The sequence below is a fragment of the Corynebacterium sp. HMSC036D02 genome (assembly GCF_001836165.1).
Lineage (GTDB): Bacteria > Actinomycetota > Actinomycetes > Mycobacteriales > Mycobacteriaceae > Corynebacterium.
Window position 1 is genome coordinate 1 of the sequence record NZ_KV827687.1, and the last position, 26,037, is coordinate 26,037.

Annotated in this window: 18 protein-coding genes, 1 tRNA gene, 1 other RNA gene and 1 pseudogene; 9 read left to right on the forward strand and 12 right to left on the reverse strand. The window is 62.4% G+C overall.

The window, feature by feature from the left end:
• Nucleotides 1–40: 40 nt before the first annotated feature.
• The 3 genes from HMPREF2743_RS07860 to HMPREF2743_RS07870 form a co-directional block, all read right to left on the reverse strand.
• Nucleotides 41–1,543 carry a DUF5129 domain-containing protein gene (locus HMPREF2743_RS07860; protein WP_070818535.1) on the reverse strand — a complete coding sequence of 501 codons (1,503 nt, stop codon included), beginning with the start codon at nt 1,541–1,543 and terminating at the stop codon, nt 41–43.
• Nucleotides 1,544–1,805: 262 nt separating this feature from the next.
• On the reverse strand, nt 1,806–3,257 hold the full coding sequence (locus tag HMPREF2743_RS07865) for a hypothetical protein (RefSeq protein ID WP_070744452.1): 1,452 nt from the start codon (nt 3,255–3,257) through the stop codon (nt 1,806–1,808).
• 126 nt (nt 3,258–3,383) lie between these two features.
• Nucleotides 3,384–4,940 (reverse strand): catalase, encoded by a 1,557-nt coding sequence (locus tag HMPREF2743_RS07870; RefSeq protein WP_070744451.1) that lies wholly within the window; start codon nt 4,938–4,940, stop codon nt 3,384–3,386.
• Between the two features lie 173 nt (nt 4,941–5,113).
• Between HMPREF2743_RS07870 and HMPREF2743_RS07875 the strand changes: the two genes are divergently transcribed.
• On the forward strand, nt 5,114–5,662 hold the full coding sequence (locus tag HMPREF2743_RS07875) for an RNA polymerase sigma factor (protein ID WP_070818536.1): 549 nt from the start codon (nt 5,114–5,116) through the stop codon (nt 5,660–5,662).
• A gap of 278 nt (nt 5,663–5,940) precedes the next feature.
• Nucleotides 5,941–7,263, forward strand: a complete 1,323-nt coding sequence (locus tag HMPREF2743_RS07880; RefSeq protein ID WP_070525226.1) for a YkvI family membrane protein — start codon at nt 5,941–5,943, stop codon at nt 7,261–7,263.
• 85 nt (nt 7,264–7,348) lie between these two features.
• Here the strand turns inward: HMPREF2743_RS07880 and HMPREF2743_RS07885 are convergent, their stop codons facing one another.
• Together HMPREF2743_RS07885 and HMPREF2743_RS07890 are read right to left on the reverse strand one after the other, a co-directional pair.
• A complete protein-coding gene (locus HMPREF2743_RS07885) occupies nt 7,349–8,386 on the reverse strand; it encodes an aspartate-semialdehyde dehydrogenase (RefSeq protein ID WP_070818537.1) in 1,038 nt (345 codons plus the stop codon).
• A 19-nt stretch (nt 8,387–8,405) separates the two neighbouring features.
• Nucleotides 8,406–9,671, reverse strand: a complete 1,266-nt coding sequence (locus HMPREF2743_RS07890) for an aspartate kinase (protein WP_070818538.1) — start codon at nt 9,669–9,671, stop codon at nt 8,406–8,408.
• Nucleotides 9,672–9,817: 146 nt separating this feature from the next.
• Between HMPREF2743_RS07890 and HMPREF2743_RS07895 the strand changes: the two genes are divergently transcribed.
• Entirely contained in the window at nt 9,818–10,690 is an 873-nt protein-coding gene (locus HMPREF2743_RS07895; protein ID WP_070525220.1) for a DMT family transporter, read from the forward strand.
• On the opposite strand, the gene HMPREF2743_RS07900 is transcribed toward HMPREF2743_RS07895, so the two are convergent.
• Nucleotides 10,687–11,889, reverse strand: a complete 1,203-nt coding sequence (locus HMPREF2743_RS07900; RefSeq protein WP_070818539.1) for a mannosyltransferase family protein — start codon at nt 11,887–11,889, stop codon at nt 10,687–10,689. The two genes, HMPREF2743_RS07895 and HMPREF2743_RS07900, sit on opposite strands and share 4 nt — an antisense overlap.
• Before the next feature lie 272 nt (nt 11,890–12,161).
• Here HMPREF2743_RS07900 and leuA point away from each other — a divergent pair, with 272 nt between their 5' ends.
• From leuA to HMPREF2743_RS07925, 5 genes and pseudogenes are all read left to right on the forward strand, one after another.
• A complete protein-coding gene (leuA, locus tag HMPREF2743_RS07905) occupies nt 12,162–13,976 on the forward strand; it encodes a 2-isopropylmalate synthase (protein WP_070818540.1) in 1,815 nt (604 codons plus the stop codon).
• Between the two features lie 311 nt (nt 13,977–14,287).
• On the forward strand, nt 14,288–16,048 hold the full coding sequence (locus HMPREF2743_RS07910) for a hypothetical protein (protein ID WP_070818541.1): 1,761 nt from the start codon (nt 14,288–14,290) through the stop codon (nt 16,046–16,048).
• Nucleotides 16,049–16,152: 104 nt separating this feature from the next.
• Nucleotides 16,153–17,358 (forward strand): annotated as a pseudogene (locus HMPREF2743_RS07915) (DNA polymerase III subunit epsilon); the annotation flags it as partial.
• Nucleotides 17,359–17,727: 369 nt separating this feature from the next.
• Complete coding sequence (locus HMPREF2743_RS07920) at nt 17,728–19,017, forward strand: Mur ligase family protein (protein ID WP_070818543.1); 1,290 nt, start codon at nt 17,728–17,730, stop codon at nt 19,015–19,017.
• Nucleotides 19,010–19,789: a type 1 glutamine amidotransferase gene (locus HMPREF2743_RS07925; RefSeq protein ID WP_070525211.1), complete on the forward strand. Its 780-nt coding sequence runs from the start codon at nt 19,010–19,012 to the stop codon at nt 19,787–19,789. The genes HMPREF2743_RS07920 and HMPREF2743_RS07925 overlap by 8 nt, the downstream gene beginning before the upstream one ends.
• Before the next feature lie 23 nt (nt 19,790–19,812).
• Here the strand turns inward: HMPREF2743_RS07925 and recR are convergent, their stop codons facing one another.
• The 6 genes from recR to ffs form a co-directional block, all read right to left on the reverse strand.
• Entirely contained in the window at nt 19,813–20,469 is a 657-nt protein-coding gene (recR, locus tag HMPREF2743_RS07930; protein ID WP_070525209.1) for a recombination mediator RecR, read from the reverse strand.
• 115 nt (nt 20,470–20,584) lie between these two features.
• Nucleotides 20,585–20,965, reverse strand: a complete 381-nt coding sequence (locus HMPREF2743_RS07935) for a YbaB/EbfC family nucleoid-associated protein (protein ID WP_010190004.1) — start codon at nt 20,963–20,965, stop codon at nt 20,585–20,587.
• Nucleotides 20,966–21,022: 57 nt separating this feature from the next.
• Nucleotides 21,023–23,635, reverse strand: a complete 2,613-nt coding sequence (locus HMPREF2743_RS07940) for a DNA polymerase III subunit gamma and tau (RefSeq protein WP_070525207.1) — start codon at nt 23,633–23,635, stop codon at nt 21,023–21,025.
• Between the two features lie 32 nt (nt 23,636–23,667).
• The gene (locus HMPREF2743_RS07945) at nt 23,668–24,144 is read right to left on the reverse strand and encodes a suppressor of fused domain protein (protein WP_083298950.1); all 477 of its coding nucleotides are present in this window, start codon (nt 24,142–24,144) and stop codon (nt 23,668–23,670) included.
• Between the two features lie 85 nt (nt 24,145–24,229).
• Entirely contained in the window at nt 24,230–25,501 is a 1,272-nt protein-coding gene (locus HMPREF2743_RS07950; protein WP_070525206.1) for an aspartate aminotransferase type Ic, read from the reverse strand.
• Nucleotides 25,502–25,582: 81 nt separating this feature from the next.
• Nucleotides 25,583–25,681, reverse strand: an RNA gene (ffs, locus tag HMPREF2743_RS07955) — signal recognition particle sRNA small type.
• A 166-nt stretch (nt 25,682–25,847) separates the two neighbouring features.
• Here ffs and HMPREF2743_RS07960 point away from each other — a divergent pair.
• Nucleotides 25,848–25,936, forward strand: a tRNA-Ser gene (locus HMPREF2743_RS07960).
• The last annotated feature ends 101 nt before the right edge of the window (nt 25,937–26,037 follow it).

Genomic DNA, 26,037 nt, shown 5'->3' on the forward strand with positions numbered 1-26,037 from the left:
CCTCACCAACACATCCTGTCGTTTAGGCCGGCTTGCCTGCCTAGAAGCTCGAAGAACCACCCGACCCGGAAAAGCCCGAGCTAAACCCGCTATTGACGCCGCCGCTGCTGGAGGAGCTATCGCGGGCGGTGGTGGCATCGCTATCCCAGGTGCTCACAACGTAGAAGGGCACATAACCGTGGTAGCCGGAGCCAGCGAAGAAGTTGGAGTCATAGATACGCGTGCGCTCTGGGCGCTCCTCGGCCTCGTTGCGCTTCTGCAGCTGTGCCTGCAGGTGCTCAGAGAGCAGCGCGGTGCGGTCCAAGAGCTCCACGTAGCGTTCCATGAACTGCGGGTGGTTTGGCTCCTGGGACAGGGCCACGGCGGTGTCTTCCAGCTCCTTTGCGTGGCGCTCAAACGCTGAGTCGATGTCCGCTGCCAAGTAGCCCGCCTGGGCCAGGTCCTTACCCAGCTCATAGAGCTCAAAGCGGCGCACGTCAGCATCCGCGCTCTCGACGCGGTGCAGCTTGTCAATGTTGGCCTCGGCGGTTTCCACGCGCTCGCACAGCTCGCGCGCGTGGGCGATGGGCTCGGCATGTGAGCGGAACTGCTCATCCGGCGCATCGGCCGGAATCGACATAAGGGAGCCCACCTGGGAATCGATGGCCAGGAAATCATCGCGCAGGCTCTCCCAGTCCTCACGCAAGCGCTCATCCACCAGACCCGATTGCAACGAGTGCGCCCGGATATCGATCTCCCGCAGGCGCTGCGCCACATCGGTATAGGTCTGCGACACGTAGTCCCAATCCTCGCGTGCCTGCTGGGCCTTCTTCTGCCGGCTGCGGCGAGCACCGCCGACGATACCCGCGCCTGCCCCGCCGACACTCAGGCCCGCAGCCCCGAGGCCAATGGCCGCCCCAATGCGGTCACCCTTCGCACTCTCGTACTGGGTGTCCGCAGCACGGTCCACATCGATCGCTGCCGCGGCACCCGCAAAGAGACCAGCAGGAATGTTGTCATCCCGCACGCCCGGTTTAATGGCTTCGACGGACTGCTCTAAGTGGCTGTCACCTTTGCGCAGCTTCATCTGCTCAGCCACGTCCTCACCCGCAAAGACGAAGGTCTGGCGCGGGTCGAGGCCCACGCCGACGAAGACCTGGCCATCAGCAAACTTATCCTTGCCGATGAGCTCAGGGTGATTATCGCGCAGGTACTCCTCCACGGAGTCATTCACATTCTCTTGGTTCTTGGCAAAGACCATGTAGTGCAGCCCCTGGACCACGTCGGGGGCGGCGATCCGGGAGACGTCGTTAAGCATGCGCTCTTCTTCCTGCGGAGTGAGCACATCGTCCGGGTCCATGATGTCAGCCTGCACTTCTCGCTGCGCGGGCTGCATGACGTAGTCGGAGCGCTCGGGCTCATCGAAGACCGCCAAGCCCGCACCCGCACCGATTCCCCCAAGCAACAGACCGCCCACCATGGCCGCACCGACGATGGCGTCGACCGATGTTATTTTGGGGCCGCGGCTGGCAGCAAAAGGTTTGATATCGCGGGAGTCGGTCACGGTGATTCTCCAATTCCTGAGCGGTCAGTGCGGCCGATTTTACCCCCGCAATTGGAAACGACGCGGCGCCCCTACAGCAGCCGCGTCGCCCCTATTCCCTATCACTCACAACGGATTGGAGAAACCGTTTGCCTACCCCCTAAGTAGGCTTTGTGAGCGCCTCTTACTCTAGCACTCTTTTCATTCACAGCGGTAGCAAAATCTGGAAAAGCGAGTAACGTATCTTGACACTTATGCGATAGCCCGGCCGCAGGGCCGTGAGCTAGGCTTTTTCTTTGTCTGCTCGCCCAGCAGGTGCCCCCACGAGCACGAAGGCCGCCACCGCGATTACCCCCAAAATGGCCAGGGCCATCCACAGCTGTGGGGACTGCCCACCATTGCCCGCCACGGTGATGGCGGAGGTGGCCCACTGCATGGGGAAAAGGTGCACGAACGCGCTCATCGCGGCGTTGAGATCGGTGCCGGTGGACGCCGCCTTCCAGGCCCATCCCACGACGCCGACCTGTGCCACGGCGAGTACGCTACCCAGGAACCAGCCGCCTGCACCAAGCCAGCGCACGAGCGCATAGACCATGCTTGCCGACGCCACCCCGGCCCCCGCCGCCGCGAGCCCCGCCCAGGCCACTGCGGCCGCGGTCACGCCGGTAGCCAGGAGCGCAACGAGCAGGCCCACCACGACGCCAATGAGCACCGCGCCGCCAAGCAGCACGAGGATGCGGCGCTCCATGCGCGTGAGCAGAGCACCGATAACGCCCCCGCCCAGAACCGCGATAGCAGCGAGGAGCATAGCAACGATGGGGCTGAGCAGCTGAGCGGGTTCACTTTCGCCCTCGGCGGGCCCGGCGACAGTCGGCATCGCACGCTGCGCGCCCTGCACCTTGGTCTGGTTCTGCTTGGCCATGCCGTCGACCTTCTCTGCTCCTTCCACAAGCTTGTCCACGCCCTTCAAGGCCTCATCGACCTTGGCGTTGAGCTCACCAATACCTGCGTTGAGCTGCTTTGCGCCCTCCGTGGCTTGGTAGACACCATCGTGATAGGCATAGCCGTTCACGGCCAGCTGGTTGGAGAGTTCACGCGATCCATCCTTGAGCTGCGTCAATTGGTCCTGAACGGATTGGTCGAACTGAAAATTCTCCACCTGGCCGCGCAGATCACCGAGCTGCGAGCGGATATTCTTCGCCTCCGCTGAGTTGTTGCCTTCAAGGTCCTTGAGGGTCCCGTCGATTGCCTGCAGGATCTGTCCGCGAACCACCCCGAGACCGATGACTTGGTCGACGGCTCCACCGACGCCATCAGCCAGCTCGGTAGCACCGTTGCCCAGCTGGGCGGTGCCGGACTGTAGCTGCACGAGCCCGTCATAAAGCTCTTGCGAGCCGCCTGCCAGCTTGTCTACTCCGCCGCCGAGCTCACCGGCGCCATCCTGCAGCTCGCCGGTGCCGTCGGCAAGCTGCTGCGTGCCATTAGCCAGGAAGCCGGCCTGGGCGTTGGCTTCGGAGAGGGCACGGGCGACGTCGTAAAGCTCAGCCGGATCAATGGTGCCATCGCTGGGCGCACCCGCCTGTTCCTGGGACCAGGTCTCGGCTGGTTGCCATTCGGATACGGCAGCAACGGCCGCGCCGATGATGAGCGGCAGGATGAGCACGAGGGTGAGGATGAGAGCGCGGGCGCCAATTTTCCGGTTGGCATCTGCAGGGCTGGCTAGGCGTGAGGTCATGTAAAAGAAACTATCGTTCACGCTGCACAAAAGCGGTCAGGCGCGCGGAAAAGCCCCGCCAGGAATGAACCTGGCGGGGCTGATTAGCTCACCGATGCGACGGGATTAACACTCCTGTGTTAATCCCTACTTCTTTTCAGCAAAGAGCTCGCGCACGCGCTTGCCCAGCTGCGGGGAGACAGCGTCCCAGTAAGCGTAGACACGCTCCTCGGTCTCCGGGGACACACCGGCCATAGCGTTGGTGATGTTGTCCGCCAGGCGTTCCTTAGCGCCGTCGTCATAGACGTTCTCGTACAGGTCGGTGGCCTGTACGGTGTCGTTGTCCTCGGCGTGGCGGACGTAGGGCGCGCGATCCAGGTCGATGCCTGCCGGATCCGGGTTGACGTAGAGATCCGGAGCGGTGGTGGTCTCCTGCTCCTTGAAGCGCAGGTTCTCATCGCCGTCCATGTAGCCGCCGCCCTTGGCGTGGCGGTTCGGCGAGTAGACCGGATCCTCCGGGGCGTTGAACAGGTACTGCATCGGGCCCTCGTGCTCATAGGTGTTGACCTGGTTGAGCGGCTGGTTCACCGGCAGCTGCTTGTAGTTCGGCCCGATGCGGTAGCGCTGCTGGTCAGCGTACGCAAAGACGCGTGCCTGCAGCATCTTGTCCGGGGACAGGCCAATGCCCGGGACGATGTTGGACGGATCCAGGGCAACCTGCTCAATCTGCGCGAAGAAGTTGCGCGGGTTGCGGTTGAGTACGAAGTATCCGACATCCACCAGCGGGTAATCCTTCTTGGACCAGGTCTTGGTCAGGTCGAAGGGGTTGAAGCGGTACTCTTCAGCCTCCGCCACCGGCATGATCTGAACCTTGACGTCCCAGACCGGGAAATTGCCTTCCTCGATGGCGTTGTAGAGGTCCTCGCGGTGGTAGTCAGCATTCTTGCCGGCCATCTCCGTAGCTTCAGCGTCGGTGAAGTTCTCCACGCCCTGGCGGGTCTTGAAGTGGTACTTCACCCAGAAGGCATCGCCGGACTCGTTGACCCACTGGAAGGTGTGGGAGCCGTAGCCGTTCTGGTGGCGGGTGGTCTTCGGGGTACCGCGGTCACCCATGAGGTAGGTCACCTGGTGGGTGGTCTCCGGGTTGCGGGTCCAGAAATCCCACTGCATGTCAGCATCGCGCAGGCCGTTGGCGCCCAGACGCTTCTGGGAGTGGATGAAGTCCGGGAACTTAATACCATCACGCAGGAAGAAGACCGGGGTGTTATTACCCACGATGTCGTAGTTGCCGTCCTCGGTGTAGAAACGCAGCGCGAAGCCGTGGACGTCACGCCAGGTATCCGGGGAGCCCTGCTCGCCGGCAACGGTGGAGAAACGACCCATCATCGGGGTCACGGTGCCCTTCTGGAAGAGCTTTGCCTTGGTGTAGGCGGAGACGTCCTCGGTAACGTGCAGCTCACCAAAGGCGCCGTGGCCCTTAGCGTGCGGGGTACGCTCCGGCACACGCTCACGGTTGAAGTGCGCCAGCTTCTCAATCAGGTGGATGTCATTGAGCACTACCGGGCCGTTCTGGCCAGCGGTGATGCTGGTGTTTTCAGTAGCAACCGGCTGACCGGAAGGGCGGGTAGTGTTCGGGCCGCCTGGGGCGCGCTGCCCCTTATCTAGAACCTTGTCTGCCGCGGACTCATTCGAAGCGTTAGTCATGGGGTTAATGCCTCCTAATCGGTTGATAATTTGCTTTACATTATCAATCACGGACCTTTCATAGTCTAGCCATAAAAAATGACCTACGCAACAGTTTCTGGGGTTGCCAGAGCTCACGGACTTGAGCCCCTAGTGCCCAAGCCCCTCATCCCCCGACTGGTAAGTTATGGGAGGTGAAACGACACTCCGAGCGCGACGATGCGCGCGTCACCGACCTCGCCCTCAAGGCAGGCCGCGGCGACCGCGCAGCCCTCACGGAGTTCATTAAGTCCACCCAGGATGATGTCTGGCGCCTACTCGCCCACTTGGGCGGCCCGGACATCGCGGATGACCTCACCCAAGAGACTTACCTGCGCGTTATCAGCGCGCTTCCCCGCTTCGCCGCCCGCTCCTCAGCGCGCACGTGGCTGCTCTCTCTTGCCCGCCGCGTGTGGGTAGACAACATCCGCCACGACATGGCCCGCCCACGCAAGTCCAGCACCGAATACGAGGACGCCGCCGCCCTTGCCGCGACCCCCGAAAACTCCGGCACGTGGAGCGAGTGGATCGACGCCCGCGCACTTATCGACGCCCTCCCGGACGACCGCCGCGAAGCCCTCATCCTGACCCAGGTGTTGGGCTACACCTACGAGGAGGCCGCGAAGATCGCCGGGGTTCGCGTGGGCACTATTCGCTCCCGCGTTGCCCGCGCCCGCAAGGACCTCATCGACCAACGCGGCTAATCGTTATCGAGCCGTTACAAATGGGCATGGTCGGCCACAGAACCTGCACCTACATGCGCCAAACGGCAAATTCTCACACCCTCGCCACTGCCGCTCCTTAAAGAAACCGCGGTCTCAGCTGGAAAATACCTATCGAACACACCTAATCTTTTTCGAGGCACACGTGATAAATCGATAGTCGAACCGGGCCCGCGAGGCTTTCCCAATTGCCCGCACCACACCTTGGGTTGTGATGGCATTCCCCCGGCGCGTGTGAGATTGAGAGACCTCTTTACTTTATGTGGAAACGCGCAGTGGCCATTTCCATGGCCTTCATTGGTGTCGTCGTCGGCGCCGGTTTTGCCTCCGGCCAGGAAGCACTCCAGTACTTCGTGGCTTTCGGAAACATGGGCCTGTGGGGCGTGCTTCTCGCCTCCGCCCTCATGATTATTACTGGTGTGGCCATTTTGCAGCTTGGCTCCTACTTCCAGGCCGACGAGCACACGGCAGTCTATGACAACATCAGCGGGCCCATCGTCTCCCGAATCTTGGACTGGGGAACGTTGGCCACTCTGTTCTCCATCGGCTTCGTCATGTTCGCCGGTGGTGGCTCCACTATTAGCCAGCAGTTCGAGGGCGTGCCCATCTGGGTCGGCGGCGCCATCATGCTCGTGCTCGTCCTGCTGGTGGGCCTCCTCGATGTGGATAAGGTCAGTAACGTCATCGGCGCGATTACGCCGTTCATCATTATCTTCGTGGTTCTGGCCACCGGCTACACCATCATCGTGACCGACGTGGATTGGTCCAGCGCCAATGACTTTGCTGTCAGCAACGTCGAAAGCCCCCTCAGCAACTGGTGGCTGGCCGCGTTGAACTACACCGGCCTCAACGTCATGTGCGCGGTCTCAATGTCTATCGTCATCGGCGGCAACATCCTAGATAACCGCGCTGTAGGCATCGGCGGCCTCATCGGTGGCTTCTTCTACCTGCTTCTGCTCGCTCTCCTCGTGGTTTCCCTCTACATGGTGGCGCCGGAAGTCTATAAGCAGGACCTGCCGGTGCTGACGCTGATCAACCACGTGAACCCGGTCCTGGGTTACTTCATGACCTTCATCATCTACGGCATGGTCTTCAACACCGCCATCGGCATGTTCTACGCCATGGGCAAGCGCCTGACCCGTAAGAAGCCGAAGCTCTTCTACCCCGTCTACGCGGGTGCTTGCGTTGTGGGCTTCATCCTCTCCTTCATTGGCTTCAAGCAGCTGGTTTCCAGCGTCTACCCGATTCTGGGCTGGATTGGCCTGCTCATGATCGCCGTCATGGTCATCAGCTGGATCACTCAGCGCGACAAGATCACCTCCGAGTCTGACCGCCGCGTGCGCGCCCGTACCTTGGTCAAGCGCCGCCTGGACCCGCGCGAGCACTTCACCAAGAAGAACGAGCGCGAGCTGCGCAAGCTGGCAGCGGCCTCCAACATGGAAACTGAAGAGTTCGTCTCTGCCGTCGCCGAGGAAATCCACGAGGAGCTCGAGGCTGACGATGAGATTGAATACGACCGCGAAGACCCAGACCCCTCCGTGACCTTTGTGGAGCACACCAAGCCCGAGGTCCCGAAGGACTAGCGTTTCCTGCTTAGAAAAGAGAAGAAAAGTCCGCCACCAGAATGCTATCTGGGGCGGACTTTTTGCTGTTTGTGTTGTTAGGGCCTTAGACCAAGAGCTCCGCAATCTGAATGGTGTTGAGCGCAGCGCCCTTGCGCAGGTTATCGCCGGAGACCACGAAGATGAGGCCCTTATTGTCTTCCACAGTCTGGTCCTGGCGGATGCGTCCAACCAGGGAGAGATCGATGCCAGCTGCCGCCAGTGGGGTCGGCACATCAACGACCTTGACGCCCGGCGCGGAGGACAGCACCTCGCGGGCCTGCTCCGGGGTAATCGGCTTCTCGAACTCCGCGTGCACCACCATGGTGTGACCGGTGAATACCGGGATGCGCACGCACGTACCGGAGACCTTCAGCTCCGGGATGCCCAGGATCTTGCGGGACTCGTTGCGTAGCTTCTGCTCCTCATCGGTTTCTTCCGTGCCATCATCGACGAGATTGCCGGCCAGTGGCAGCGCGTTATACGCAATCGGGGCGACGTAGGGGCCCAGATCCTCCTCGGAGACCTCAAGCGCAGAGCCATCGTGCACGAGCTCCACGCTGCGGTCACCAATAGACGCCACCTGCTTAACCAGGGTTTCTACGCCTGCCAGACCAGAGCCGGAAACCGCCTGGTAGGAGGCGACGCGCATGGTGGTGAGCCCGGCGGCGTCGTGCAACGCCTTCGTCACCGGCATGATCGCCATGGTCGTGCAGTTCGGGTTCGCGATAATACCCTTCGGGGTGTTGCCCTTTTCCTGCGGGTTCACTTCCGAAACAATGAGCGGCACGTCCGGGTCCTTGCGCCATGCGGAGGAGTTATCCACCACGATGGCACCGGCCTCGGCGAAGAGCGGTGCATACTGCTTAGAGGTGGAACCGCCGGCGGAAAACACAGCGACGTCGATCCCAGCGAGACTTTCGACGGTTTGCTCCGCCAGATCTTCCACGACAACCTTCTCCTCGCGGAAGGAAAGCTCCTGGCCCGCCGAGCGCGCGGAGGCAAAGAAGCGAACCGTATCGGCCGGGAAGTTGCGCTCCTCCAAGAGGGTGCGCATCACGCGGCCGACCTGGCCGGTAGCGCCTACAACTGCAACAGTGGTCATGACCTTAACTCCTTAAACTTTAGCGTCCGGTACCAGCATAAACGGTGGCCTCTTCCTCGCCACCCAGCTGGAACTTCTCGTGCAAAGCAATGGCTGCCTTTTCGAGATCAGCCTCGCGGGTCAGCACGGAAATGCGGATCTCGGAGGTGGAAATCAGCTCCATGTTGACCCCTGCATCGCGCAATGCCTCCGTGAAGTCAGCGGTGACACCAGGGTGGGACTTCATGCCAGCACCGACGAGGGAGACCTTGCCCACCTGGTCGTCGTACAGCACGTTGGTCCAGTGACCTTCTTCCTTGAGCTTGGCCAGTATCTCCATGGCCTTCGGGCCGTCGGAGCGCGGGCAGGTAAAGGTGATGTCAGTGGTGCCGGACTCCAGGGAGGAGACGTTTTGCAGGACCATGTCGATGTTGATCTCGGCGTCCGCGATGGCGCGGAACAGCTTGGCCGCCTCACCTGGGCGGTCCGGGATGCCCAGAACGGTGACCTTCGCCTCGGAACGGTCGGTGGCGATACCGGTAAGTACTGCTTCTTCCACGGGGATATCCTCCATTGAACCGGCAATGAGCGTGCCGGGGTCGGTTGAATAAGACGAGCGAACTCGAAGGGGAACGTTGAACGCGCGAGCGTATTCGACGCTGCGCAGGACCAGAATCTTGGAGCCGACGGCAGCCAACTCCAGCATCTCCTCGAAGGAGAGTTGCTCGAGCTTCTGGGCGTTATGGACAATGCGGGGGTCGGCGGTGTAGACGCCGTCGACATCGGAATAAATCTCACACACGTCGGCCTTGAGCGCTGCCGCCAGCGCCACCGCGGTGGTATCTGAACCGCCGCGGCCGAGGGTGGTGACGTCACGCGATTCCTTGTTGACACCCTGGAAACCCGCGACGATGCAGATCTTGCCTTCTTCCAGTGCTTCGGTAAGGCGGCCCGGGGTGACGTCAACAATGCGGGCGTTTCCGTGGCGCTCGGTGGTGAGCACGCCGGCCTGGGAGCCGGTGAAGGATTGCGCCTGCGCGCCCAAGGACTCCACCGCCATGGCAACGAGCGCATTGGAGATGCGCTCGCCAGCGGTCAGCAGCATGTCCATCTCGCGCTGCGGCGGGACGGGGTTGACCTGGGCGGCGAGGTCTAGGAGCTCATCGGTGGTATCCCCCATGGCGGAGCACACGACAACCACGTCGTTGCCCTGTTTCTTCGTCGCCACAATACGCTCCGCCACCGCGCGAATGCGCTCTGCGCTTTCGAGGGAGGATCCCCCGTATTTCTGTACGACTAGGGCCACTGATGGTCCCACCTTTCCTGTTTGTGAGGGCCAATATCTGTTCACTACCCAATACCTATAGACCGGCAGTCAACTCCTTTAGCCTACCGCCCTTTCGCTACCATCGAAACACGTACTGGGTATTAATTCCAGGTAGGGTAGAAACGATGCTTTCAAACCTGGTTGCCGTTGCTTTCGCACTGGCCTCGGCACTAGTCGTGGCCTGGGGCACTGTCATACGCCACCGAATCGTGTTGGACGCCAGCTCCAGGAACGTCATGCGCACAGCAATTCGCACGCCTCTGTGGTGGATTGGCACCGGCGGCGCCGTCGTTGCCTATGCCTTGCAGCTCATCGCACTCCACTTCGGCACATTGCTCATTGTGCAGCCCATCCTCGTCCTGTCCTTGATGTTCACGCTGCCGCTCGCCGCGTGGTATTCCCGCCGGCCGATGCCGGCGCGGGAGGTCTTCTGGTGCCTGGCACTGACCATCGCGGTGGGCATCATGGTGGTCTACGGGCGCCCCACCGCAGGCTTGACGACGCCCACCTGGTCCCAGTGGTGGCCCGCCTTCGCCCTCGGCGCACTGACACTCACCGCACTCTTTGTGGCGGCCTATAACCGGCCGGAGGAAGCCGCACTCGCGCTCGGCAGCGCGTGCGGCATCCTCTACGGCTACGTGGCACTCGTGGCCAAGGCGGTGGTGGACGTCCTCTCACACCAGGGCATTGCGCCCTTGCTGGCTAGCTGGGAGCTCTATGCGCTCATCGGACTGGCCGCTGCCGGCACGGTCATCCAACAGTATTCCTTCCACGCCGGCGCTTTGGCGCACTCCCTTCCCGCCATGACCATCATGGAGCCCATCGTGGCTTTCGGCTTGGGCTACTGGGTCCTGGGTGAAAAATTTCAGGTCGAGAGCGTTGCGGGGTGGTGCGTGATGGGCGCATCACTCATCATCATGATCGCGGCGACGATTGTCTTGTCGCGCGTTCCGGTCAACCCGGGAAGCACTCGGCGCGCGGAGCAAAGCCCGCGCTAAATCGCCCACTCAAAGACCACCAGCATGTAAGCGGAGAACCACGCTGACCACAGAACCCACGCTCCGCAGGCAGCCCACAGCACGCGCGGGCGCCACGCCGCGGCGGCGCGCACAACCCACGGCAGCACCAGAATGATCGCGGGCAGGAGGAGACGCGGACGCGAGTGCATGATGCCGTCGGAAAGCAGCACATTCACGCACAGCGCGGCACTAAACCACCAGGCCACCGGGGCAACCCTCCCCCATGCTGCCACCAGCAGCACAGGAACCCCCAGGATCACCAGGGTGGTGAGCAGGTAGCCCACGTCGTTGTTCTCAGTCAGGGTTTCCCACACGAACTGCACGGTTGCCGCACCGCCATCAAAGGTGGAATTCCAGTGCTCAGTTTGAATCCCGAAGTAGCCACCAGCATCTGCCAAATAGCGCTGCGTCCACAGTAGATATGTCGGCAGCGGGAGCGCTGCCACGATGAGGCCAAGCCACGCCCGCCAAGAGCGCCGCCCATAAATGAGCACCCACAGGGCAAAGACGGCGAGAAAATCCACGGAGGTCAACCGGACGAAGGATAAGGCGAAGCCGAATGCCGCTGCACGCCACCAGGCGCGATCATCTAAGGCTATAAGCCCCCACACCACCAGCGCCCCAAAGAGGGCCTCGGTATAGGGCATCGAAAACACGATAGACATCGGCGCGCTGCTCACCACGAGGGCTGCTACCCATTGCCCACGGCGCTGCGCACCCACGCGCCGCGCCAAAACCATGATGCCGGCGGCCATGACTGCAGTAAGCAGGGTGTTAACAATGAGCGCGGCTAACTCCAGGCTGATTCCAGTCCAGCCCAGCACCCGCAACAACATGGGAAAACCCGGAAAGAAAGCCATAGTGATTTCATGGACCGGCCCATCCGTGTTGATGTCTGCGTCAAAATAACCCGCACGCGCGATTTCCAGGTAGTACTTGGAATCCCAGGCTGTGAGCCGACCCCACAATTCCTGTTCATTAACCGCGGCAATGACGCTGAGAACAGCGATACGCACCGCGGTGCCAACAACCGCGACCAGCACGGCAACTGGCAGGAGCGCCAGCCTCCCCAGCGCACCTGCGGAGGAGGTAGAGGCTGATGAGGCACCTTCTACTGCGGTATCCGCCCCAGGTTCCGGCGTCGTCTTCGTGGAATTCTCTTCATGCACGCCAAGCATCCTATCCGCACCCCACCACGTCCCAATATGTGAAATCAGTTGCCGCACAATGAGAAGCGTCGTATTGTGGCTCACATGACTTTGCGGCACACTCTTCTCCTTAGTAGCCGCGGCGGGATTTAGGTTTGTAGCTTTACGGCCAGCGCCCCGTCGCGGAGCGTGGTGATGCCAACACACACCGCAGCTGGCCGTTCCCCACGATTCGCCCCGCAGTTGCTCATCACAGCGGCGCAGCGAAACACACGCCTCACATAAGGAAGAGAACAAACACCATGTCCCCGAACGATTCTTTCATTTCCGCACCCCGCGAAATCACCACTCCGGCTGGCCCACGCAACGACAACCAACCTGCCTGGAACAAGCAGCGCGGTTCCTCAATGCCGGTTCACCGCTACCAGAGCTTCGCCGAAGAGGTCGAGCCAGTTAGCCTGCCTGACCGCACGTGGCCGGATAAAAAGATCACCGTGGCCCCGCAGTGGTGCGCGGTGGACCTGCGCGACGGCAATCAGGCCCTCATCGATCCGATGAGCCCCGAGCGCAAGCACCGCATGTTCGACCTGCTGGTCAAGATGGGCTACAAGGAAATTGAGGTGGGCTTCCCTTCCGCCTCTCAGACGGACTTCGACTTCGTTCGCGAAATTATCGAGGGCAACAAGATTCCGGAAGACGTCACCATTCAGGTCCTGGTGCAGGCCCGCGAGCACCTGATTCGCCGCACTTTTGAGGCTTGCCAGGGTGCGAAGAACGTCATCGTGCACTTCTACAACTCCACCTCGAAGCTGCAACGCCGCGTGGTCTTCCGCAAGGACCGCCCAGCCATTAAGAAGCTGGCGACGGACGCCGCGGAGCTCATCAAGAGCATTGCCAAGGATTACCCGGACACCAACTGGCGCTGGGAGTACTCGCCAGAGTCCTTCACAGGAACCGAGCTGGACTTTGCTGTTGAGGTCTGCGATGCCGTCGTAGACATCATGGAGGCAACTCCGGAAAACCCCATGATCATCAACCTGCCCTCCACCGTCGAGATGATCAGTCCGAACGTCTACGCCGACCAGATCGAGTGGATGCACCGCAACTTTGCTCGGCGTGATTCCATCATCATGTCCCTGCACCCGCACAATGACCGCGGCGAGGGAATCGCCGCCGCTGAGCTGGGCTACATGGCCGGCGCGGACCGCATTGAGGGCTGCCTGTTCGGCAACGGTGAGCGCACCGGCAACGTGGATATCGTCACCCTGGGCCTGAACATGCTCACCCAAGGAGTGGATCCGCAGATCGACTTCTCCGATCTGCCCAAGATCCGTGAGACGGTGGAGTACTGCAACCAGCTGCGCGTTCCGGAGCGACACCCCTACGGCGGTGAGCTGGTGTTTACAGCCTTTTCCGGCTCGCACCAAGATGCCATCAACAAGGGCCTGGATGCCCTGGCGCAGGAGGTGCGCCCGGGCGCGAACAACACCGAGGTCTCCTGGGAAGAGCTGCAGGAAACCACGTGGGAGGTTCCCTACCTGCCCATCGATCCGAAGGATGTCGGCCGCGATTACCAAGCTGTCATTCGCGTCAACTCGCAGTCCGGCAAGGGCGGCGTAGCTTACATCATGAAGACCGATCACGGCATCAACATGCCGCGCGCCATGCAGGCAGAGTTCTCCTCTGTTGTACAGGCAGTGACCGACGCCGAGGGCGGCGAGGTCAACTCCAAGAACATGTGGGATATCTTCGCCAACGAATTTTTGGAGCGCACCGCCCCGCTGGAGCTGGTGACTTTCCAGGTAGACAACTCCACCACGGAAGAAGAGGACGCCAAGGTCACCGCGACCATCGTCTTCAACGGCGAGAAGCGCGTTATCTCCGGTATCGGCAACGGCCCCATCGCCGCGTACGCCAATGCCCTGGAGGATGTCGGAATCGACTTCGAGGTCATCGACTACTCCCAGCAGTCCCGCACCGCCGGTGACGATGCGGAGGCGGCCTGCTACATCGCTGCCGAAGTCAACGGCGCCCAGGTGTGGGGTGCCGGCATCGCCGGCTCCACGACCCGCGCCTCCATCAACGCGATTACGTCTGCGGTCAACCGCGCTGACTAGCGCCGACTAACTGCGCCGCCAGACGCGAGGGAGAGGCTCAAACCAAGCACTCGGCCCCTCCCTCGCACTCCCGTGTACAGAATTCCGGCACAATCTTTGCGCCAATGTTGCGTCATGTAACATCGCGCTGTATATGCGCTGTTGTAGGCCGCCCTCGGCGGGTTATATAATGGATACAGACAACACAGAAACAATTTTTTTAAACACCTAGTGCGGACTAAAGGATTAAAGCCCGCACGACGACATTCCCTGCTGCGCACGGTTTCACACCGCGCGCATTTGTCGCGGTGCGACCAACGAAGGCGAATTATATGACGGTCACTAACTACGTGGTCCCCCACAGTGGTTTTGGTGAGCCTCGGCGCCTTACGGTTGACGCCGTCACCCCAGAGATGTTCCTGCAACTACTCTCCTTGGCAGAGGCCAACCATCTCCCCGTGACCTTGTGTGGGCACTCCCGCTCCGGTTTCCGCGTCCGCCATAACGAAGACATCGTCGGTGTCATTCCCGCCTCCCAATCCACCGATTACGCGGAATTGGACTCGATCATCGGCGCGGGATTAACGCCGCAGGCCACCGCAGAAATTGTTCTCCGCGAAGATGCAGCGGAGGAAACCATCCCGGCGTTTGAAGTTCTCCTCCCCGAACCAGGCCTGTGCGTCCCCCACAACATTCCTCCGGCTGGCCGTTGGGGCATGCTCAACGGTGACCGCGCTCTGCGCATCACTGACTTTTCGGCAACCCCGCGCTCCCTGCCGAAGCACCCCTCCCAGCTCCTCGTACGTTTGTCGAATACCCGGCATTTCTTCCGCCGCACTATCGAGATTCACCTGGATGACGAACTCGTCGCCACCATTCCACGTGATCAAGCGTCGCAGTTGAGCGATACCATCACGGGATTCAAGCACGAGGGCCTCATCGCAATCGCCCGCGCCTACTTCACCCCAGACACCGAAGTCCCCACGCTGACTGTCTACACCGAAGATGGAACCCCGGACACTAATTTTGCGATGCGTACCGCGGGTGTCATCGCCGCTGCAGCGGGAGCGGCTGCCGCGACGGCCGCAAGTACTGACAGGGCGCACGCCGCGATCGCACCTTTCGGCAGCTCTCAAACAGCAGGTGCGGCACAGACCGCCGGCTCCACTGCCGCGAAAGGCGCACAGGCCCTGTCCTTGAATTCCGTCGGGGCTGCTGCGACGGCCGGAACGCAGGTCGCGGTAGCTAGCACCGGACTCAAACTGGCCGGCGCTGCAGGCATCGCAGTGCTCATCGGTGGAACAGCAAACTTCGTCTCCTCGGTGCACGCGCTCCATCCCGATCACGATCACATCACCGACTCGGTTTTGGAGGGGTACACCACGTCGCTGCTGGCCCCCAGCCCGGCTAATGATGAAGAAATTGACAGCGAACCTTCCGCTTGGGCAGATGAGCAAACCGAAGGCACCGTCGCAGACACCCACCACCCCCAGGACCAGAACGTCGCGGCTGAGCCAACGGAACTGTCTGAGCCCATAGAACCAGTGGAGCCGACTGCACTGGCTGAACCGTCTGAACTGACAGAACAGCCCGCGCCAACTGAACTAGCAGAGCCCACTCAACATGCAGAGCTGGCTGCGCCTGCGGAAGTAGCTCCTTCCGCTCGCAACAGACACGAAGTGCTCGCAACTCCGGAAGCAGAGAAGGAACCCGAAGAGCCGGGGGAGATCACTCCTTCCACGCACACGAGCGAACCTAGCTCCACGCCGACGCAGAAGGCTACGCCAACTTCGGCGGCTCCGGACACCACTCCGACGACTACCCCACGTACGTCTGAACCAGCTCCGTCGACTACGGCTGCGCCGGTAACTTCCGAGCCGAGCGATTCCCTCACGTCAGAGCCGACCACTGAGTCCAGCGAAACGCCCACGTCGGAGCCAACCACCGAGCCCACGCCTGAGCCAAGCGAGACCCCTACGCCTGAGCCAGAGCGCACTCCTGAACCGAGCCGCACACCGGACCCGACCCCAGAGCCAAAGCCTGAACCAACGCCTGACCGCGACGGCTGGGTCATCATCATCGAATTCGGTTAGTCGCCTCAGCGCGCAGCGCCACCCCTACTTCCATTTAGGTGGTTAGAGCCGCTTCACGTGTGCCCTTTCCAGCTTCCTCGCAGTTGGGTACTAAACTGTGAACAATGACTACGACCCCCGGCCCCACCAAGCCTGCAGCGCAGCCTGGCGCAGCAGGGACGCCGGCCGCGGCGTCACCGAACACCAACGCCCCGAAGCCGGGACCACGTCCGCACCAAGCTGCCCACAAGCAGAGCGGGAATGAGCGTCAGGCAGCCCAGCCGAACAAGGACGACAACAAGGACAAAGCCACCGCCCGAGAGGAAGCCCTCGCAGCTTTCCCCTTCGTAGCGCTGACCATCCAAACCACCGGCATCCACCCCTCCACCGGCAGGCTGCTCACCGTTGATGCGCTCACCCTCAATGCCAGCGGCGATATCGGTCAAGAGTTCCACGCCGTCATCAATCCGGGCGAGGACCCAGGCCCCAGGCACCTGCACGGTCTGAGCACTGAGGAAGTCCAAGCCGGGCAGTCCTTTTCCATGCTCCTCAAGCCACTGGACCGGCTCATCGATGGCCGCACTCTCATCGTCCACGATGCCCCCTACACCTGGGGTTTCATTGTCTCCGAAGCGCGCCGTGCGATGACCGCCGCTGCCCGCCAAAACCGCGCACGCAATCGCAACCGCGGCAAGGGCCGGCGCCGCCGATTCAAGGTGGGTCACGTTCCCGCCCCAGTGGCAATCGTGGATACCCTCGCCACCGCACGTCGCCAAAGCGTATGGGGCACCGATATTCGTCTGGCAGCAGTCGCCCGCGATACGGGCCTTCCTGCGCCTGACCCCACGGCCAGCGTCGAACGTGCGCAGAGGCCGGAGAAGGAGACCTCCCGCGAAGCAACCCGCCTGCTTGTGAATCTTTATCGCGCGCAAGCTTCAGGCCCACGCAGCAGCGCAGCACCGGATGATCTGCGAGCTGATCGTTTCGGCCTGCAGCGCTCACACGTCCGCGTCGACGCTGCTGAAGCGCCCCGCCAGCACCACAACCCTGGCACGTATGTGCCCGGCAAGGAACTCATCCGCGGCATGGAGATCGTCGTGGCCCCGGAAATCACCGAGGACCCCGATACCATCATCGCCGCCCTGGCCCGGGAGGAACTCAACTACTCTGAGAAGCTCACCCGAGAGACGTCCCTGGTGGTCTGCAACATCACCACCAACCTCGTGGGCAAACCTATGCACGCTCACCGCAAGGACATCCCCCTGATGTCCGATGTTGCCTTCCTCGCCGCTCTCGAGCGCATCGAGGAGCCCACGGAGCCAGAGGAAGAAACCAGTTCCACGTCAACGGGTAATTCGGGCGGACGCCACAACAGTGGACAATCCAGCCGCAATCGTTCCACGAACAAGAACCGCCGCCGCTCTCGCCGCAAGTCCTCCGGCACTCAGCACTCCCCCAAGCAGGGACACGCGCAGAAGAAGCCCCAGGGCTCCTCATCCGACGGATCTCCGAGTGACAAGCCCGCCCAGTCGGACTCCGACTCGAACAACCGGAACAGGGGCGGCAATAAAGGTCGCCGCCGTCGCCGGCGCGGCGGACGTGGCCGCCGCGGTAGTGGCAACCACCAGAAGCATCAAAACTCGGGACACAACCGCTCACACAACACCGATAACTAAGCTCCCCCGACTACTCTGGGGAACATGAATTTTAACTTCCGAAGCGCGTTTTCTTCCGCGCGCACTGCGGTCGCTACCACCGCGGCAGCGCTGGCCACCACCGCCTCGCGCGCCACGGGCCGCGGCGCGGGCGGCATGATCGGCGGGCTCATCGCTAATGCCATCGACCCCACCATCATGCAGAACCTGGCCAAACAGCGCCCGGCCATCCTGGTCACCGGAACCAACGGCAAATCCACGACCACGCGCATGCTGGCCGCCGCAGTGCGCGCCGAGCACACCGTGGCCACCAACGATGGCGGCGACAACATGGATGCGGGAATCATCTCCGCGCTCTTGGCCGGCAAGGATGCAAGCCATCTTGTCTTAGAAGTAGACGAGCTCCATGTCCCCCACGTTGCGGATAACCTCAACCCTACAGCGCTCGTGCTGCTGAATCTCTCCCGCGACCAGCTGGATCGCGTCGGTGAGATCAACAAGATTGAACGCGCCCTGCGCGGCGCCGTCGAGGCCCACCCGGACATGCTCATCATCGCCAACTGCGATGACGTCCTCATGACCTCCGTGGCCTATGACGCAAAGAATGTTATTTGGGTGTCCGCGGGTGCCGGCTGGATGGGTGAATCCGTCACCTGTCCGCGCACTGGGGGCCACATCGTGCGTGACGGTGAGGACTGGCGCGCGGTCAAGCCGCTTGCCGACGGCCGCGAGTTCCGCCGCCCCACCCCCACCTGGGCGGTGACGGAGGAAGGCATTGTGAGCCCGGGGGGCGTCGACAAGCTCAAGCTTGCTCTGCCGGGCCGGGCCAACCGCGGTAACGCCGCCCAGGCCGTCGCCGCTGCCGTGGAGGCCTTCGGCGTGGACCGCCACAAGGCTATCGCCGCTGCCGAAAGCGTCAACGACGTAGCCGGACGCTACTCCACCATCACGCTGGGCAAACGCGAAATCCGCCTGCTCTTGGCTAAGAATCCGGCCGGCTGGCAGGAGGCGCTGTCCATGGTGGACCGTGACGCCGATGGCCTGGTCATCGCCACTAACGGCCACGTGGCCGACGGTATTGATATGTCCTGGCTCTGGGACGTGCGCTTCGAGGATTTCGAAGGCATTCCTGTCAAGGCAGCCGGCGAGCGCGGCACGGATCTAGCCGTGCGTTTGGTCTACGCGGATATCTCGCACGAGCTCATTGCGGACCCGCTCACCGCTATTCAATCTTGTCCGGAAGGCCGCATCGAGGTTTTGGCCAACTACACCGCCTTCCGCGATCTGAAGAAGGCACTTACCGCCGCAGCAGCAAAGGAGCACTCGAATGACTAGCCTGCAGATTGGCCTCATCCTCCCGGACATCCTGGGCACCTACGGCGATGACGGCAACGCCTTAGTCCTGCGCCAGCGCGCCCGCATGCGCGGCCACGAGGCGGAGATTGTCCCCATCAAGCTGGGCGAGCCGGTGCCGGATTCCCTCGACGTTTACACCCTGGGCGGCGGCGAGGACACCGCGCAGATTCTCGCCGCGGAACACCTCATCGCTGACGGTGGCCTCACCCGTGCGGCGACCGCTAAGCGCCCGATTCTGGCGATTTGCGCAGGCCTGCAGGTGCTCGGCGAATCCTTCCGTGCGTCCGGTCGCGTTGTGGATGGCGTGGGGCTTATCGACGCCACCACTGCCTCCATGACCGAGCGCGCCATCGGCGAGGTAGCCACCGAACCGACCAAGGCCGGCATCACTGCTGAGCTCACCGAGCCACTCACCGGTTTTGAAAACCACATGGGTGCCACCATCCTGGGGCCCGCCGCCCAGCCGCTGGGAACGCTGACGCGCGGAACCGGCAATGCGGATACCGCCGCCATCCTGGATCTCTCTGACAAGGCTGTTCAGCGCGGAGCCGAGGGTGCGGTGCAGGGCAGCGTCATCGCCACCTACATGCACGGTCCGGTCCTGGCACGCAACCCGCAACTGGCTGACCTGCTGCTGGCCAAGGCCATGGGGGTAGCGCTCAGCGAACTCGAGCCCTTGGATATCCCGGCTATTGACCAGCTGCGTACCGAGCGTTTTAACGCCTCGGAGCCGCCGCGCTCGCAACGCTAGCGGCGCTCGGAGGCACCGCGCCGCTAGACCGTCAGGCGGCCGCTCAAGGCACGCGAGAGCGTCAGCTCATCGACGAACTCAAGGTCGCCTCCCAGCGGCATGCCGGAGGCCAACCGGGTGATCTTTAGCCCTGGGAAGTCTCGTAGCAGGCGCACGAGGTAGGCCGCGGTGGCCTCGCCCTCCGTGTTGGGATCGGTAGCGAGAATGACCTCGGTGATGTCCGGGGAGTCGTCGTAAAGCGGCTCCTCCGGGGTGGAATCCGCGAGCTCTCGGTCCGGCAGTACGCCGCCGAGGCGCTGCAGAAGTTGTGAGATGTTCAGGTCCTTCGGGCCTACGTTTGCCAGCGGGTCCAGTGCGCCGCCCAGCACGTGGTAGCGGCCGTCATATTCGCCGGTGCGCTCGATGACCTGGATGTCCTTGGGCTCTTCTACCACGCAGATGGTAGAGGCATCGCGCTGCGAGTTCACACAAATGCGGCAGACTTCCTCGCGGGAAATATTGCAACAGATGCGGCAGAAAGTCACGCCATCACGCACTGCCCCCAGCGCCTTCTGGAGGCGATCAATCTCCTCCGGATCCTGATGCAACACGTGGAAGGCGATGCGTTGCGCTGACTTCGGGCCAATACCCGGCAGGCGCGAGAACTCATCGATGAGATCCTGCAGAGGTCCTTCAAACACGCAATGCTCCCCTCACTCAACAAACACCCAGACCTCGACGGCCGGGAGACACAACAAAAGGCCGCGCCGCCCTCCACGAAGAGGGCAACAACGGCCTTTAAGTCTAACGCGCGGCTTACTGGTTACCGCCGAAGACATCCTGGATGGACGGACCATCATAGTTCTGCTGGGACTGGCCCATGCCCTGGGACAGCGGGCCAATCTTCTCCTGCGCCAGGCGGCCAGCAGCAGCGTGAGCCTCCTTGAAGGCGCCGACGATGAGGTCCTGGAGGGTATCGATATCCTCCGGGTCGACGACGGACTTATCAATGGAAACGCTCTGCAGCTCAGCGCCACCGGTCATGGTGACCTTCACCAGGCCATTGCCAGCGCTACCCTCAACGGTGGCGGCCAAGATTTCCTTCTGAGCCTTCTCCAGCTCAGCCTGGACGCGGGCGGCCTGCGCCAGGATCTCGTTCATGTCATTTGCCTGCTGCATCGGGTCGTTCTCAGTCATGCTAAAAATCCTTTCACACGGTTATTTTCACTACGCGCCAAGTGTACAGATGCCACGCTAGAGCCGCCGCGCTCCCAACTCCTGTGCGAGGAGCTCCATGGCGACTTCCGTGGCGTTGCGGTGGTCCATCTCGCCGGCGTTCTGCGCAGCCTCCATCATCTCGCGTTCCTCGTCCGCGCGGGTGTACTCCGGCTGCGGTGCGGGCGCTTGCTGGGGTGCGGGTTGCTGCGGCATTCCAGGCGCCTGGCCTGCGCTTTCCGACGCCCCATTCGCCCCCGCCGGCGGACCGTACTCCTCCGGTGGTGCTTCGAACTCGCCCTCGTCTGGACCCGGCTCTGGTGGCAGCGGAACGCCGTTGCCAAACTTGGGAACTTTGGAAAACTCTTCGTCCCGCTGGGCCGCTACTTGGCTCGCTTGCGCGATGCGTGATCGCCATTGGCTACCACGAGCCTCCCTCTTTGGGGGCACTGCTGCCCCGCTCGGGGCAGCGTCCGGTCGCTGCGGTTTAGCCGGCGGTCGCGGTTCTGCCGGCGGCAGCGACTCAGCTGCCTCACGCGGCTGCTCCGTCGTCGTTTCAGACGACGGCCCTTGCTGCCCGATACGACGCGGCGCGCCCCACGGGTCATCGCTAGCGTTGCCGCGTTCCTTCGCCTCGGGCTCGCTGGTCTTGTCTGCTCTTTCAGATTCTGTAGCGTCCGCGGAAGCTGGCGCAGTGTCGGAAGAGTGCGAATCAGTAGCGTTGCCCGGAGTCTCCAGACTCTCTGCCTCCTCGTCGGGCTCGGCGGCCTCACGTGACGGTTGGTTGGGATTCCACTGGGTACGCTGAACTGGCTCAGCCACCGTGAAACCGTGGGCCTTCGGGTCGGTGCCGATGACACACGTGACCTTCAGGTTGCGGTTGAGCTCCTCCTGAAGGACGGTCACGATGACCTCGTTGGTGCCTGGCGAGTTAATGCGTTCCGCCAGCGCGCCGGTGGTGTGACCAAGGACAAGGGTGTCATCACGCACGCCGAGGACACGGGCTTCGGCGAGCATGATTTCAGCGACCTTGTTGCGGCGACCAATCGTGGCGCGCAGATCCGACCACCGTCCGCGAATCTCCGCGGCTGGGTCCTGGGGCTGCTCAGGCTCAGGGTGCTGCTCTTGCGGCTGTCCTTGAGTCTGTTCTTGTTGTTCCGGCTGCTCCGCTTGCTGCGGCTGTTCGTGCTGCTCCTGTTGCTGGTGCTCCGGCTGCCGCTCCGGCTGCGGCTCAGGCTGCGCCTCCGGCTGTGCAGGACGCTCTGGCGCCTGGGGTTGTGAAGCCTCGGGGGCTGGGGGCTGCTGCGCCTGCTGGGCTGCTTCTTGAGCCCTTTCGGCCTGCTGTGGTTGCTGTTGCTGAGCCTCCTGCTTTGCTGCCTGGCGGCTGCGGCGCTGCGCGATGATAGCCGCGGCGGCGGCAGCGGGATCCTGCGCGCTGGCGACTGCAGATTGCTGGCGCTGCGCAGGCGCGGAACCCTGCCCCGCGGGGGCGGAAGGCTGCGCGCCCCCACCTTGCGGCACGGCAGTGGGTGCCTGACCGGCAGCTGCCGCCGCGGGGGCGGCACCAACAATCAAGTGGGCACAGAGGATTTCTAGAAGTAGGCGCGGGGACGTCGCGCCCCGCAGGGAGGACACGCGCTCGTTGACGGTTTCCGCCAGGTAGGCCAGCTGCGGGCCAGAGAAGCGCTGTGCCTGGGCAGTCAGTACTTCCCCGCGGTCAGTCGGTGCCGAGACCAAGCCTTCCTCCAGTGCGGAGGGCACAGCTTGCAGGATCATCAAATCCCGCAAACGATCCAAGAGGTCAATGGCGAAGCGACGGGGATCGTGGCCGGCTTCAATGACATCGTCGACAAGCCGGAAAAGCCCCGCTTTATCCTGGCTAGCCAAGGCCTCCACCGTGTTATCCAGCAAGCCCACGTCCGTGACACCCAGAAGCGGACGGGCCACGTCGTAGGTCAGCCCATCGGGGCCCGCGCCCGCCAACAGCTGGTCCAGGATGGACAAGGTATCGCGCGGCGAACCACCGCCAGCCTGGATGACCATGGGGTACACGGTGTCATCCACGTGGACGTTCTCCGAAGCCACGGTGCGCTCCAGCAGCCCCTTCATCGCCGGCGGGGTTAGCAGGCGGAAGGGATAGTGGTGGGTACGCGAGCGGATGGTGCCGATGATCTTCTCCGGCTCCGTCGTGGCAAAGATAAAGATGACGTGCTCCGGTGGCTCCTCCACCACCTTGAGCAAAGCATTGGCACCGGAGGCGGAAATCATGTGGGCCTCATCGATGATGAAGATGCGGTAGCGCGACTCCGCTGGCGCGTAGTAGGCGCGGTCACGCAGCTCACGCATGTCCTCGACACCGTTGTGAGAAGCGGCGTCAAGCTCCGTGACATCGAGGTTGCCTGGGCCGCCTGGGGCCAGCGAGACGCAGGAATCGCACACGCCACACGGCGTGGAGGTGGGGCCCTGTTCGCAGTTCAGCGAGCGGGCCATGATGCGCGCGGATGACGTCTTTCCGCAGCCACGCGGGCCGGAAAAGAGGTACGCATGGTTAATGCGCCCCGCATCAAGGGCGGCGGACAAAGGCGTGGTGACCTGCTCTTGGCCTACCACTTCCGCGAACGTTGCTGGACGATATTTCCGGTAAAGAGCCACGGTTAGTCAGTCTAGCGTCTCGCCCCGACACGTCACTCCGAGCGCTGCCAATCCAGCAGATCGATACCTTGCTCCGCCACCGCCTGCTGCAGCGCCGGCACGCCTTCCTCGACGGCGTAGGCGTACTCGGCGTCGCTCAGCATCAGCAATTGGCAGACCAGCGTCAGGCGGCCCTCCTCCGCCACTTGTGGGGTCTGGCCGCCCCACAGGTACGGAGCAATGAGCATGCCATGGCGCACGCTGAAGCGAGCGAAGCGCTTGTCATCCTCCGCAAAAAGCTTGGGCAAGAGCAAGCCCGGCTGCGCGGGCAGCAAGCCTGCGGCTTGTTTAAGCAATGCCGCTGCCGCGCTCACCGCAGCGGCAACCTCCGGTTGGCCGGTGCGTGCAACGGTGAGCAGTTCGCAGCGCACGTCGATCCCCTGCTCAGCGTGCGCCAAGCCGGTATCCACATCAGCGAAGCCACACGTGACCGCGAGGGACTGCTCGCCCTCCAGCGAGGCTAAGCCCAAACGCTGCCCTTCAACATTCTTAAACTCGAGGTCAGCGGGAATAATCTGGTCGAGCCAGTAGGCCGTCTCGTCAGAGTTGATTGCCCTATGCCCCCAGCTTCTCCAGTGCGGCGAGCAGCACACAGGTGGCCACGCCGTCCATGGCTGCCTCAACTTCCTCCTGCGGCGGCAGGGACGGGGCCAAGCGAATGTTGTGGTCCTTCTCATCCTTGCCATAGGGGAAGGCCGAGCCGGCCTTGGTCAGGAGAATGCCGGCGTCACGGGCCAGCTCCCACACGCGGGTGGCGGTGCCGTCCATCACGTTGAGGGAGATGAAGTAGCCGCCCTCCGGGTGGGTCCAATCAGCGATCTCATGATGGGTGAGGTTCTTATCCAGGATGCGCAGGACTGCCTCAAACTTCGGCGCCAGCAGCGCAGCGTGGCGGCGCATAACCGCGCGCACGCCCTCGGCGGAACCGAAGAACTCGTAGTGTGCCAGCTGGTTAATCTTGTTCGGGCCAATGCCGCGGATACCGGCGTGCTCCAGGTACCACTCGAGGTTGTCCTCGGAGGAGCCGAAGAAGCTCACGCCGGAGCCGGCGAAGGTGATCTTCGACGAAGAAGACATGGCCCAGAAGCGGTCCGGGTTGCCTTCTTCCGCAGCGATATCCAGGATCGGCAGAATCTCCGGGAAGTCCTCAGTCAGCGTGTGCACGGCATAAGCGTTATCCCACACGATGCGGAAGTCCGGCGCACCAGTCTCCATTGCGGCAAGGCGGCGGGTCTTCTCTTCAGAGATGACAGCGCCCGAAGGGTTGGAGAACATCGGCACAACCCACATGCCCTTGACCTGCGGGTCCTTGGCCAGCTCCTCTACCGCCTCGATGTCTGGGCCGTCTTCTTCCATCGGTACTGAAATCAGCTCGAAGCCGAAGGATTCCGTGATGGCGAAGTGGCGGTCATATCCCGGGGTGGGGCAGATCCACTTGATGGTATCTTCCTTGGACCACGGCTGCTCAGAGCTGTTAGTACCGAAGGTGTAGGCCCACAGGACGAGGTCATGCATGATGTTCAGGGAGGAAGAGTCCGCCGCGATGAGGAGCTCCGGGTCCATGTTGGTGAGCTTGCCCCACAGCTCGCGCAGCTCCTTGATGCCCTTCTGGTTACCGTAGTTACGCAGGTCATTGCCTGCGGCATCGGTGTAGTGGCCGCGGCCCGGCAGGACGAGCAGATCATTGGACAGATCAAGCTGGGCCTTGGACGGCTTACCGCGGGTCAAGTCAAGATCCAAACCCTCAGCCTTGAGGGCCTCGTAGTCCTTGCGCACCTGCGCGGCAAGCTCAGCAAGCTCGGACTTTTCAAGATTAAGAAGAGACATCCGTCTTCCTTCCGGGACGTAGTGCGGACATATGGCAACCATACTAACGCCCCGTTACATCCCCCGTGTTAAAGCACACAAAATAAAAGGGGACCCCGCGCACCCGCCAGAGCCTCCTGACCCTTGCTGCATTCCTGCCCTGGGGGAGTTCAGAGGATGGACGCCACGCGGAATCCTGCGGTCTAGCCTAGCGTGCCTTGCTTGCCGACGCCAAACCGCTCCCCCACCACCCAGCTCCCACTCCGCCTCCAGGCGCACTTCTTACCTCGAGCACCTAAATGCTCAAGTTCTTTGCGCTGACCTGGCGATTTTGCTTCATTAGGGGGCTCATGTAATGTTTTCCAGCGGAGGATTCGACTAGCGGCCTATGTCACACGCCTGGAACGCGTGCGGGAGTCACATCCCTCAGGGGTTCAAATCCCCTATCCTCCGCCACTGGGAAATCCCGGTCTTCACAGCACCACGCTGAGAGGGCCGGGATTTTCCGCATTTGGACTTCGCAAGCTTGGCCTAAACGACAAAACGTGTTGTTTTCC

Coding starts and splice junctions, on each gene's coding strand:
- leuA (WP_070818540.1), top strand. CDS start 12,162: ATGTCCCCGAACGATTCTTTCATTTCCGCACCCCGCGAAATCACCACT.
- HMPREF2743_RS07870 (WP_070744451.1), bottom strand. CDS start 4,940: ATGACTAACGCTTCGAATGAGTCCGCGGCAGACAAGGTTCTAGATAAG.
- HMPREF2743_RS07925 (WP_070525211.1), top strand. CDS start 19,010: ATGACTAGCCTGCAGATTGGCCTCATCCTCCCGGACATCCTGGGCACC.
- HMPREF2743_RS07900 (WP_070818539.1), bottom strand. CDS start 11,889: ATGCTTGGCGTGCATGAAGAGAATTCCACGAAGACGACGCCGGAACCT.
- HMPREF2743_RS07910 (WP_070818541.1), top strand. CDS start 14,288: ATGACGGTCACTAACTACGTGGTCCCCCACAGTGGTTTTGGTGAGCCT.
- HMPREF2743_RS07950 (WP_070525206.1), bottom strand. CDS start 25,501: ATGTCTCTTCTTAATCTTGAAAAGTCCGAGCTTGCTGAGCTTGCCGCG.
- HMPREF2743_RS07885 (WP_070818537.1), bottom strand. CDS start 8,386: ATGACCACTGTTGCAGTTGTAGGCGCTACCGGCCAGGTCGGCCGCGTG.
- HMPREF2743_RS07865 (WP_070744452.1), bottom strand. CDS start 3,257: ATGACCTCACGCCTAGCCAGCCCTGCAGATGCCAACCGGAAAATTGGC.
- HMPREF2743_RS07895 (WP_070525220.1), top strand. CDS start 9,818: ATGCTTTCAAACCTGGTTGCCGTTGCTTTCGCACTGGCCTCGGCACTA.
- HMPREF2743_RS07920 (WP_070818543.1), top strand. CDS start 17,728: ATGAATTTTAACTTCCGAAGCGCGTTTTCTTCCGCGCGCACTGCGGTC.
- HMPREF2743_RS07880 (WP_070525226.1), top strand. CDS start 5,941: ATGTGGAAACGCGCAGTGGCCATTTCCATGGCCTTCATTGGTGTCGTC.
- HMPREF2743_RS07935 (WP_010190004.1), bottom strand. CDS start 20,965: ATGACTGAGAACGACCCGATGCAGCAGGCAAATGACATGAACGAGATC.